Here is a 10,991-nt window from a genome sequence, read left to right as displayed (position 1 = left end):
AGGTCGCACCGGGCGTGGACCGAGCCGCCCTCGACGGCGCCGAGCCCGAGGTCGGTCAGGCCTGCGACGCCCAGCCGCGGGAGGGCGGTGGCGAGCCGGTCCGGGTCGACCGGGAGGCCGAGCGCGAAGAGTCGCACGAGCGTCGCGGCCGGCGAAAGGTTCTGTCCCGTGGCCAGATCGGCGGGAAGCCGCTGCTCGCGACGCAGGGCTCGTGCAGCGGTCGGGCCGAGCAGCTCGGTCAGTCCCTCGACGGTGAAGCCCGCGGCATCGAGGTCGGCCCGCAACGAGGCGACCCGTGCGGGGTCCGGGTGTGGCGGGGGCGCGCTGCCGGGCCGCGATGGAGGCCCGGGCGGATCGGTCGGCGTGTCCGTGGCCATGGCCGTCACCCTAGAACCCGACTCGGCCAGCTCAGCGGCGGGTGAGCAACCGCACGACCGATCGCTCGACCGCCAGCCGGGTGTCGGGGTCGGCGAGATCGTCCACCGCCTCGACGCCGATGCGGTCCAGAGCCGGTTCGATGGTCACCTCGTCCTCGAACCCGTCGACCACGCGAGGGTCGACGTAGGACCGACGGGCCACCGCCGGCGTGTTGCCGAGCTGCTCCCCCACCTGCTCCATGGCAGCGCGCTCGGCCCGCTGCACCCCGGTCTTGGACCGCGGGAGGTCGACCTGCGCCAGCTCGACCGCCGCGACCACCGTGGCCTGCCAGGTGCGCAGGTCCTTGACGGTGAAGTCCTCTCCCGCCAGCTCCTTGAACCGCTCGTTCAGATCCTCGGCGTGCACCTCGTGGTAACCGTCACCTTCGCGAAACACCAGGAGCCGCTCCATCCCGGACCGGCTGCGCTTGAGCGCCGTGACCGTCTTGGCGAGCAGCGCATCCGGGAGGACCACGACTCGCTCCAGGCCGCCCTTCGCGGTGAACTCGGCGATGACCTCGCCCCGTCTGACCCGCACGTTGTCGCGAGAGAGGGTCGCGACCCCCTGCGTGCCGTGCTCCTGCGCGTACTGGTCACCACCGACCCGGAACACGCCGTGATCCAGCATCCGCAGGCCAGCCGCGAGCACCCGGTCTCGCCCGAGTCCCCGTGCGCGCAGGTCGGACTCGGTGGTGGCACGGATCTCGGGCAGGCGCCGGGCCAGCCGCAGGACCCGATCGTGCTTGGCCTCGTCGCGCTCGAGCCGCCACTGGTCGTGGTAGAGGTACTGCCGACGCCCGGCGTCGTCGGTCCCGACCGCCTGGATGTGTCCTGTGGCATGGGGGCAGATCCACACGTCCTGCCACGCCGGCGGTATGACGAGTGCCGTGATCCGCTCGCGGGTCGCCTCGTCGACGGGCTGGCCCTGCACATCGGTGTAGGACCAGCCCTTGCCGCGCCGCCGTCTCCGCAGGCCGGGCTCGTTGGGGTCACTGCGCCGTAGGCGCACCGTTGCCCTCCCTTCCCTGCGCTCCGGCCCGCCGGAGGACGCCCGGACCGATCAGTCGCGAGACTGCTGGACGTTGGACCTGGCCTCCTGCGCCCTTCCCTTGACGTCCTCCGCGGTCTGCTGGCCCTCCTGCTTGACGTTCTGCGCCGAGTCCGCCGCCTGCTCCTTGGTCGCCTGCACGGCCTCCTTGGCCCGGGGTTTCAGATCCTCCGCGGTCTCCTTGGCGACCTCCTTCACCTCGTCGACCACCGGAGCCGCCCGATCCTTCACCGCCACGGCGGCCTGTTGCTCCCGATCGCTCGCCGGGAGCAGCGAACCCAGCACGGCACCGACGCCGAAGGCGACGAGGCCCGCCGCCAGGGGGTTGCCCCTGACCTCGCTCCTGGCCCGGTCCTGGGCCTCGCTGGCCCGATCCGAAGCGTCGGACGCCGAGCTCTGCATGCTCGATCCGGTGCCCATGACCCTGTCCCGCAGCGAGGTGGCGGCACCGCCGACCTTCCCCGCCTGACGGCGGGCCACGTTGCCGGGCCGCACGGTCTCCCCTAGTTGGTTGACGTCGTAGCTGAGGTTGCTCTGGGTGCGCTCGATGTCCTGGCGGATCTGCTCCGGGTCGTTGCTCATCGGATCTCCTCGTTTCCCTTGAGTGCGTCGGGGATGTCGCGCGCCGTCTCCGTGGTGCGCGGGATTCCCTTGACCTGCTTGATTTCCTGGCGCCCTCGGGCGGCGAGAACGGCTCCGATCACGGCCCAGATGGCCGCCACGATCAACGCCGACCACCCCAGGCCCAGTTGTGTGCCGATGGCCCACCACACGGCCACCGATCCGAAGAGCAGGACCATGTAACCCGCCAGGGCGGCCCCGCCGAACATGCCGGCGCCCTTGCCGGCCTTCTTGGCGGACTCCCGCACCTCCGCCTTGGCCAACTCGACCTCCTGGCGCACCAGGGTCGAGAGGTCGTTGCCGATGCGGCCGACCAACTCACCGACGTCGCTCAACGGTCGGCCGGGGGGCTCGCCACCGGGCTGGGCACCGAGTCGCTCGCCTGTCTCGTGGCTCTGGGTCATGGCACCTGGCCACCTCGGACGGCCTCGTCGGCCGCGGGATAGGCCGGATATGCCGGCCTCTCGGCCGATGCGCCACTCGCCGGCACACCGGTGCTCGTGGACTGACCCGAGGAGCTCTGGTCCTGGTGCTCGGCAGCCAGGCCGCGGCCCATCCTCGAGGCGACGAAGCCGAGTCCGGCCGCGACCGCGAGGAAGGTGCCGGGCTTGCTCCGGGCGAATCCCCTGACCTCCTCGAGCAGGCTGCCCGGGTCACGTCCGTCCAGCCAGCCCGCCAGCTCATGGGCCTTGCTCGATCCCTGGCGCGCGAGGTCTGTCGCGACACCGTTCTGCTCGGACCGGTCTGCCATCGAACCCAACTCGTCGCCGAGCTCACGCAGGCCGCCCGCGACGCGCTGTTGCTGGTGCCCGGCCTGGTCGGTCAGCTCCGCCCGCGTCTGGCGCCAGAGGTCCTGTGCCTGGCGCCCGGCCTCCCCCGTGACGTTGCGCGCCTCGTCCTTGGCCCGATCGGCCACGCGCTGGCCGCCCTCCTGAGCATGCCGCTTCACGTCGCTCGCCTCGTCGCTGGCCACCTCCTTCGTCCCGCGGTCACCGCCGCCCACCTGCTCGGAGCCCAGCGGCCGACCAACCGTTGGACCGTCCGTCACCTGTCCCGACGTGGGTGGAGGCTCCTCCACCGATGGGGTCGGGGGCACTCCCGCAGAGCTCGCTGGGGGCCGTACCCCGGTCCCCCGAACCGGGTCGTCGGGAAATCCTTGCTCGCCGTAGTCACTTGTCATCAGACCGTCTCCTTCGCTGGGTCACCCCTCGGAGACCCCCATTTACCCCCCACCTCTCGGCCGAAACCCGTTATCTTGGGCGGATTCGGGGTTTGTTGGACGCAAGTGACGGGTACCCGAATCCCAAGGATGGCGAAGGAGGCCGAGGTCGATGCCCAAGACGACGAAGAGCGGCAAGCCGAAGAAGGGTGAGCTGCCGAGCACGCTGCAGCGCTCGGACGCCAAGGCGCAACGCACCTTTGCCGAAGCACACGACTCGGCAGCCGAGGAATACGGCGAAGGCGAGCGCGCCCACCGGGTGGCGTATGCCGCCCTGAAGCACACCCACGAGAAGGTCGGCGACCACTGGGAGCCCAAGAAGCGCAAGGGGCCCTCGGACGCCAAGGCAGCAGGTGGACGAGGCACGAAGGCCGACACGGCCGGCGGCGTCGATGCGAACGCCAGCAAGAGCCACCTCTACGACCTGGCCAAGAGGCTGAAGGTCCCCGGGCGCTCCACCATGTCCAAGAAGGAGCTGGTCAAGGCGATCGAGAGGGCCAACAACCGCAAGTCCGACCAGGCTCGATCGTCCTGAGGACAGTCGGGCCCTGAAGGGCGTCGAGAGGCCTTCGCGCCCTTCAGGACCGGCGAGGCGCTCCGCGGCGCCGACTCAGCCGCTGTGGCGGGAGGATCCCTCGACCTCGGCGCGCAGCAACCGCAGCGCGCCGAGCGTCGTGTCCCGCACCACCTGCTCGGGATCACCGTCGAAGCGGTGTTGTTCGACCCTGACGTCCCCACCTGAGCAGACGGCGATGAAGACCGTTCCGGGCGGCATGTCCTCCTCCGGATCGGGGCCACCCGCGCCGGTGACGGCCACGGCCACATCTGCGGACAGCAGGTCCAGGACCCCGCGCGCCATCTGACGTGCGCAGGCCTCGGTGACCACCGGCCCCGGCTCGACGTGCAACACCGAGAACTTGACCTGCCGGCTGTAGGCCACCACCCCACCGGCAAACCAGTCGGAGGCCGCCTCCGCCGCCCCGAGGTGACTGGCGATCGCCCCGCTGGTCAGCGACTCGGCGGCGGCCACCCGCGCACCGGTGCGGCGCACGGCCGTCGAGATCGCGGCAGCGACCTCCCTCGATTCCTCGTTCAGCTCACTGGGTCCGGGCATGGACACACACTCTGCCATCGAACCACTACCCCTTGTAGGCGGAGGTGGCGATGCCGTCGAGGATGTAGCGCTGCGCAAAGGCGAATACCAGGATCATGGGCACGGTAGCGATGACCGTTGCCGCGAGCGCGATCTCCCAGTGGTACTCACCCGACAGCGCGAAAGCATCGATGATCTGCTTCAGCCCTCGCGGCATGGTGAAGTAGTCCTCGGTCTGCAGGTAGATCAGCGGCTTCATCAGGTCGGACCAGCTGGCCTGGAGCTCGAAGACGAAGACGATGATCAGGGCCGGCTTGGCCAGCGGGAGTGCGATCCGACGGAACATGCCGAGGTAGGAGCAGCCATCCACCCGGGCGGCCTCGAACAGCTCGCGTGGGATGCCGAGGAAGAACTGGCGCAGCAGGAAGATGTAGAACGCGGAGCCGAAGAGGTTTCCGGCCCAGAGCGGCACCTGGGTGTCCACGAACCCGAGCTTGTTCCAGATCAGGTAGACAGGGATCATCGTCACGGCCCCGGGCAGCATCATCGTCGCGAGGACCAGGCCGAAGATGGCTCCACGAAAGCGGAAACGGAAGTAGGCGAACCCGAAGGCCACCAGTGCGCTGCTCAGGCACACGGTCGTGGCGGCCATCACCCCGACCAGCACCGAGTTGAACAACCACCGCAGCACGGGCGCGACCTGCCACACCTTCTCATAGTTGCTCCACTGGAACACCTCCGGCCACAGCTTGTTGTCGAAGACCTGGCTCTTGGGCTTCAACGAGGCGCTGATCAGCCAGATCAACGGGTAGATGAAGGCCACCGTCGCAGCGGTGAGCACGACGAGGTAGGGAATCCGTCTCCAGGACAAGCCCGCAGACCGCGACGAGGACGACCGTGCGGCCGGATCCGCGGGGACGGCTCCCGGGGCGAACGGCGGCTGCGGCGAGCCCGGTGACGTGGCCGTCGGCGCGGGTTCCACGGGTGGGGTGGACTGGACAGAGCTGGTCACTTGGGTTCGCCCCCCTCGTAGTAGACGAAGTGGTTGCCCACCTTCACCTGGACCACGGTGATCACCACGATGATGACGAACAGCAACCAGGCCATCGCCGAGGCGAAGCCCATGTGGAAGTACTGGAACGCGTTCTGGAACAGGTAGACCATGTAGACGAGGGACTCGTCCGACGCGTTCGCCTTCTGCTGCGGCCCGTAGAACATCGTGTATGCCTGGTCGAACATCTGCATGGCGGCGATGGTGTGGGTGATCACGGTGAAGAAGACCGCCCCCGAGATCATCGGCAAGGTGATGACGAAGAACCGCCGGATCGGGCCCGCTCCGTCCAGCTGCGCCGCCTCGTGCAGCTGCCGCGGCACTCCCTGGAGCGCGGCCAGGTAGATCACGACCGCGCCTCCGAGGCTCCACAGGCTGACGATGGCCAGGGAAGGCTTGAGCCAGTTGGGGTCGGTCGTCCAGTTGGGGCCCGCGATCCCCACGAACGACAGCACCTTGTTGACCAGGCCCTGCTGTCCGTTGAGCAGCAGCAGGAACATCGCGCCGGCCGCGACGGCAGGAGTCATCACCGGCAGGTAGAAGGCGGTGCGGAAGAACCCGGCCGCACGCCCGACCCGGTGCAGCAGGAGCGCGAGCGCGAGGGCCACCACCGTGCCGAGCGGGACGAACATCGCCGCGTAGACGAAGGTGTTGGACAGCGACTTCATCACGCGTGGGTCGCTGAGCAGTTCTCGGTAGTTGGCCGTGCCCACCCCGGTCGGCGGCCGGATCATCGAGTAGTCGGTGAAGGACAGCACCAGGCTGGCGATCATCGGGCCGGCAGTGAAGATCAGGAACCCCAGAACCCACGGCAGGATGAACAGGTAACCCGCTCGGTCACGGTGCCGGCGACGATGTCGCCGGGTGCGCGCGACGCGCCCGGCAGCGGTCGCCTCAGCCATTCTGCGGCGCCTTGTCGAAGGCCCCCTGCGCTTCCTGCTGCGCGCGGTCCAACGCGTCCTTGGCGCTCATCTTGCCGGACAGGGCCCGCTCGACCGCGGCCGCCCAGGCGTTGTCGATCTGCGAGCCGACCGGGGAGGAGGGCAGCGGCTTGGCGACGTCCAGGGTCTTGTAGTAGTTCTCGATGGCCGTGTCGAATCCCTTGTCCCCCGTCGGCTTGAGGTACTTCGCCTTGATCGCCTCGTCGGCAGGCTTGTTGGCCGTGAACAACCCGGTGAAGAACGACTTGTCCTTCTTGACGGTCGCGATCCGCGCCGCAGCCGCCTTCATCCAGGTCTGCTTGTCCGTCATCGTCTTGGCGAACGCGCAGGCCGCGGCGACGTTCTTGGCGCCCTTGGGGATGGCCCATGCGTTCCCGCCGAGGATGCTGATCGGCTGCCCCTTCTTGTCCGTGAACATCGTCGACCCGAGCTGCAGGCCGTTCTTGCGCGAGCTCAACAGGACGTTGACGTACCAGTTCTCGATCGGGAAGGCGACGAGCTGGTCCTTGGTGAACTGGTTCTTCTCACCGAAGAGGTCGAAGCTGTCGCGGAAGGCCTTGTAGTCGCTCCAGCCGCCCTGCATCCGGACCATGTCCATGTTGAACTGCAGCGCCTCGACCGCTTTCGGGTCGTTGAGGTTCGGGGAGCCGTCCTTGTTGATGATCTCGACACCGTTGGCGCGTGCCCACAGGGGGAAGGCGTCGGGGATGTGGGTGTCGTAGCCGATGCGCTGGAGCTTGGAGCCGTCGGACTCGAACAGCCGCTTGGTGGTGGCCTTGAGCGCGTCCCAGTCCTTGGTCTGGACGTCGGCGTCGGTCAGTCCGGCCGCTCGCAGGGCCTTCTCGTTGATCAGGTTGACGCTCACCGTGTAGAACTCGGGGATCCCGTAGACCTTCCCGTTGATCGTCACCTGTTGCATCGCCGCCTCTCGGTACTGCGAGGTGTCGATGTGCTGGTTCTTGACGCAGGTGTCCATCGGCTCGATGGCGCCTTGCGCGGCATACGTGCCGATCAGCTTGCGATCCATGTAGACCACGTCCGGAGCGTTGCCGCTGGACACGGCCGTGAGGAACTGCTGGGCATCGAAGTCGCCCTTGTTCGCGGTGACGTCGACGTCCGGGTAGGCGGCCTTGAACGCGTTCATGCGCGAGCTCGCCACCTCGTCGCCCCCTGAGAAGCCCATGATCTTCAGGGCCCCGGAGGGTGTGCTGGCGCCGCCGCTGCCGCCGCTGCCGCCGCCATTCGTCGTGGGCTCCTGGTCGGATCCTCCGCCCACGCCTGCACAGGCGGACAGCATCAGGGACGAGGTCAGCGTCAGGCCGACGAGAGTGGCCAAAGGTAGCGAACGGGCATGCCTCATGGTGAATTCCCTCCGGTGGCGCTCCGCGGTCGGAGCAACTACCGGCCCGGTACCCAGACCGAACGCCCGAGAAACGCTTCCGGGGAGAAACGTTTGCTCGGGCGTCCGGGTGTGTCCAGCCGAGGGGAAGGGCTCAGCGCAGGACGTGCTGCCCCTCTGCCGGCGCCGCCTCGGGGTCGCTGTCGCCGCCGATGGCGAGGTCACGCCGCTTGGTGATGGTGATGACACCGACCAGGGTGGCCAACGCGACGACGGCGATGACGATGCGCAGCACCTGGTGCGAGTCCGCGCCGATCGACATGGTCACGACGGCCGGCGCGATCAGCAGCGACACGAGGTTCATCACCTTGATCAGCGGGTTGATCGCCGGCCCCGCAGTGTCCTTGAACGGATCGCCGACGGTGTCGCCGATGACCGTCGCGGCGTGGGCCTCGGAGCCCTTGCCGCCGTGGGCGCCGTCCTCGACGATCTTCTTGGCGTTGTCCCAGGCCCCACCGGCGTTCGCCAGGAAGACCGCCATCAGGGTGCCCGCACCGATCGCGCCGGCGAGGTAGCCGGCGAGCGCGCCGACGCCCAGGCCGAAGCCCACGACCACCGGGGCCAGGACGGCCAGCAGGCCGGGGGTCGCCAGCTCACGCAGCGAGTCCTTGGTGCAGATGTCGACGACGCGCGCGTAGTCGGGCTTCTCGGTGTAGTTCATGATGCCCGGGTGGTCGCGGAACTGGCGGCGCACCTCGAAGACGATGGCGCCCGCGGCTCGGGTGACGGCGTTGATCGCCAGCCCGGAGAACAGGAAGACCACCGCGGCACCGATGAGCACACCCACGAGCGTGTTGGGCGAGACGACCTCCACACTCAGCATCGACGCGCTGATACCGGAGGTGTCCACACCCGTCATCGTGCTCAGGGCTTCTCGCACCGAGTCGGTGAACGAGCCGAACAGCGCGGTCGCGGCGAGCACCGCCGTCGCGATCGCGATGCCCTTGGTGATGGCCTTGGTCGTGTTGCCCACGGCGTCGAGCTCGGTGAGGATCTGCGCACCCTCGTCGTGCACGTCTCCGGACATCTCGGCGATGCCCTGGGCGTTGTCCGAGACCGGCCCGAAGGTGTCCATCGCCACGATGACACCCACCGTGGTGAGCAGGCCGCAGCCCGCGAGCGCCACGAGGAACAGCGCCAGGATGGTGGAGCCCATGCCGAGCAGGAAGGCCAGGTAGACGGCCGCGCCGATGATGACCGCGGTGTAGACGGCCGACTCGAGGCCGACCCCGATCCCGGACAGGACCACCGTCGCAGCGCCGGTCAGGGACGTGCGGGCCACGTCCATCGTGGGCCGCTTGTCGGTGCCGGTGAAGTGGCCGGTGAGCCACAGGATGATGCCGGCCAGGATGATGCCGAGGATCACGGCCGCACTGGCGATGAGCCGAGGGTCACCGCCGAGCTGGGCGATCTGGGTGTTGGTCAGGCCCTCGAAGTCGGCGAACGAGCTGGGCAGGTAGATGAACGCGGCCAGCGCACACAGGCCCGCGGAGATGAGTGCCGACACGTAGAAGCCGCGGTTGATGGCCACGAGGCCGTTCTCGCCGGCCCGGGGCTTGGTGACGTAGACGCCGAGCATCGCCGTGATGGCGCCGATGGCGGGCACGATCAACGGGAAGACCAGACCGGACTCCCCGATCGCCGCCTTGCCCAGGATGAGCGCGGCGACCAGCGTCACGGCATACGACTCGAACAGGTCGGCGGCCATGCCGGCGCAGTCGCCGACGTTGTCGCCCACGTTGTCCGCGATGGTGGCGGCGTTGCGCGGGTCGTCCTCGGGGATGCCCGCCTCGACCTTGCCCACCAGGTCGGCGCCGACGTCGGCGGCCTTGGTGAAGATGCCACCGCCGACGCGCATGAACATCGCGAGCAGCGCGGCGCCGAAGCCGAAGCCCTCCAGCACCTTGGGGGCGTTGCCCTTGTAGAGCAGCACCACGACACCGGCGCCCAGCAGACCCAGGCCCACGGTCGCCATACCGACGACGCCTCCGGTGCGGAAGGCGATGCGCATGCCCTCGTCACGGCCGCTGGTCCGCGCGGCCGAGGCGACGCGGACGTTGGCCTTCACGGCCAGGCTCATGCCGAGGTAGCCGATAGCGGCGGAGAAGACGGCGCCGATGACGAAGAAGATCGAGCGGCCGATCCGCACACCGCCGGTGTCGGCGGGCAGCGCGAGCAGGACGAAGAAGACCACCACGACGAAGATCGACAGGGTGCGGAACTGCCGCTGCAGGTAGGCCTGGGCGCCCTCCTCGACGGCCGCGCCGATCTCCTGCATCTTCGGCGTGCCCGGGTCGGCCTTGAGCACCTCCCCGCGGAACTTCACCCCCATCCCCAGCGCGATGAGTCCGATGATCGCCACGACGGCGACCACGGTCAGGTTGCCTCCTCCGAGCGACAGGGAGCTCCCGTCAACAGATGGCATCAAACCCGGCATGCGGTTCCTCCTACGGGCAGGGTCCAAACGCGTGGGGCACGCGTGGCTGCCGTCACTCTATGGGGCGAGTGAACACGAGGACAGGGCGGGATGAGAAAATTGTGCCCACAAGCCACGGGATGAATGGGCCGCGGAGCTCCCGGCGGGGGTGGGAGCGAGCGGCTCAGACGAGGCTCGCGACGGCGTCGTCGACGCTGTCGAAGATCTGGAAGACCTTGTCGAGTCCGGTGATCGCGAAGACCTTGAGGATGCGCTCGGAGCGGCACACCAGGCGCAGGGTGCCCTCGTGCGACCGGACCATCTTGAGCCGACCGACGAGCACGCCGAGGCCCGTGGAGTCCATGAACGCCACGTCCTGCAGGTCGATGACCAACTGTCGACGGCCCTCCGCGATCTGCTCGTCGAGGCGCTCGCGCAGCTGGGGAGCGGTGTAGACGTCGATCTCGCCGCCGACCGCGATCACGGTGACTTCGCCGTGGTCAGCGGTGGAGATGGACAGGTCCACGGACGGCTCCTTGCCTGTGTTGCCGTTGAGATGAGGTCGTCGGTCACTGGCCGCGGGCGTGCCCCGCTGCAAGGCCCAGCCTAGAGCGCGCGGGCGACGAACGCGACATACGGTGGGTGCAGCCATGACCATCGACATCGACGGCGACCTCGCGGCCGCCCCCACGAGCACGCTGCGCCGGCTGTCCCGCGGCACCCGCAGCGAGCGGCTCCTGCACGTGCAGCACGTTCAGGAGCCGCTCGCTGCGGGTGCCGCGGGACA

12 protein-coding genes are annotated in these 10,991 nt (G+C 68.8%); 1 reads left to right on the top strand and 11 read right to left on the bottom strand.

Annotated elements, in window-relative coordinates; translation table 11 throughout:
- The 5 genes from FRW57_RS10745 to FRW57_RS10725 all read right to left on the bottom strand — a co-directional run.
- Window positions 1-377 (bottom strand): DUF7059 domain-containing protein (locus FRW57_RS10745; protein ID WP_420853245.1); only part of this gene is annotated, 377 nt, incomplete at its 3' end.
- A gap of 31 nt (window positions 378-408) precedes the next feature.
- Window positions 409-1,425: a DNA topoisomerase IB gene (locus FRW57_RS10740; protein ID WP_137120426.1), complete on the bottom strand. Its 1,017-nt coding sequence runs from the start codon at window positions 1,423-1,425 to the stop codon at window positions 409-411.
- A gap of 51 nt (window positions 1,426-1,476) precedes the next feature.
- On the bottom strand, window positions 1,477-2,046 hold the full coding sequence (locus FRW57_RS10735) for a DUF3618 domain-containing protein (RefSeq protein WP_137120425.1): 570 nt from the start codon (window positions 2,044-2,046) through the stop codon (window positions 1,477-1,479).
- A complete protein-coding gene (locus tag FRW57_RS10730; RefSeq protein WP_137120424.1) occupies window positions 2,043-2,489 on the bottom strand; it encodes a phage holin family protein in 447 nt (148 codons plus the stop codon). The genes FRW57_RS10735 and FRW57_RS10730 overlap by 4 nt, the downstream gene beginning before the upstream one ends.
- Window positions 2,486-3,058, bottom strand: coding sequence for a hypothetical protein (locus tag FRW57_RS10725; protein ID WP_152185983.1), 573 nt, complete (start codon window positions 3,056-3,058; stop codon window positions 2,486-2,488). The genes FRW57_RS10730 and FRW57_RS10725 overlap by 4 nt, the downstream gene beginning before the upstream one ends.
- A 358-nt stretch (window positions 3,059-3,416) precedes the next feature.
- Here FRW57_RS10725 and FRW57_RS10720 point away from each other — a divergent pair, with 358 nt between their 5' ends.
- Window positions 3,417-3,839, top strand: coding sequence for a ChaB family protein (locus FRW57_RS10720; protein WP_137120422.1), 423 nt, complete (start codon window positions 3,417-3,419; stop codon window positions 3,837-3,839).
- Window positions 3,840-3,914: 75 nt separating this feature from the next.
- Here the strand turns inward: FRW57_RS10720 and FRW57_RS10715 are convergent, their stop codons facing one another.
- The 6 genes from FRW57_RS10715 to FRW57_RS10690 form a co-directional block, all read right to left on the bottom strand.
- Entirely contained in the window at window positions 3,915-4,418 is a 504-nt protein-coding gene (locus FRW57_RS10715) for a CinA family protein (protein WP_137120421.1), read from the bottom strand.
- Between the two features lie 25 nt (window positions 4,419-4,443).
- Window positions 4,444-5,268: a carbohydrate ABC transporter permease gene (locus FRW57_RS10710; RefSeq protein ID WP_137120420.1), complete on the bottom strand. Its 825-nt coding sequence runs from the start codon at window positions 5,266-5,268 to the stop codon at window positions 4,444-4,446.
- A 137-nt stretch (window positions 5,269-5,405) separates the two neighbouring features.
- A complete protein-coding gene (locus FRW57_RS10705; RefSeq protein ID WP_137120419.1) occupies window positions 5,406-6,350 on the bottom strand; it encodes a carbohydrate ABC transporter permease in 945 nt (314 codons plus the stop codon).
- Window positions 6,343-7,749 (bottom strand): extracellular solute-binding protein, encoded by a 1,407-nt coding sequence (locus FRW57_RS10700; RefSeq protein ID WP_152185982.1) that lies wholly within the window; start codon window positions 7,747-7,749, stop codon window positions 6,343-6,345. Before FRW57_RS10700 ends, FRW57_RS10705 begins: the two co-directional genes overlap by 8 nt.
- A 133-nt stretch (window positions 7,750-7,882) precedes the next feature.
- Window positions 7,883-10,225, bottom strand: a complete 2,343-nt coding sequence (locus FRW57_RS10695) for a sodium-translocating pyrophosphatase (protein ID WP_152185981.1) — start codon at window positions 10,223-10,225, stop codon at window positions 7,883-7,885.
- Between the two features lie 163 nt (window positions 10,226-10,388).
- A complete protein-coding gene (locus FRW57_RS10690) occupies window positions 10,389-10,730 on the bottom strand; it encodes an STAS domain-containing protein (RefSeq protein ID WP_137120416.1) in 342 nt (113 codons plus the stop codon).
- Window positions 10,731-10,991 lie beyond the last annotated feature (261 nt).

The organism is Segeticoccus rhizosphaerae (genome assembly GCF_009192725.1).
Classification (GTDB): Bacteria; Actinomycetota; Actinomycetes; order Actinomycetales; family Dermatophilaceae; genus Segeticoccus; species Segeticoccus rhizosphaerae.
Note: the sequence above shows the minus strand (reverse complement) of the source record. Positions and strands in the feature narration are given on the sequence as shown.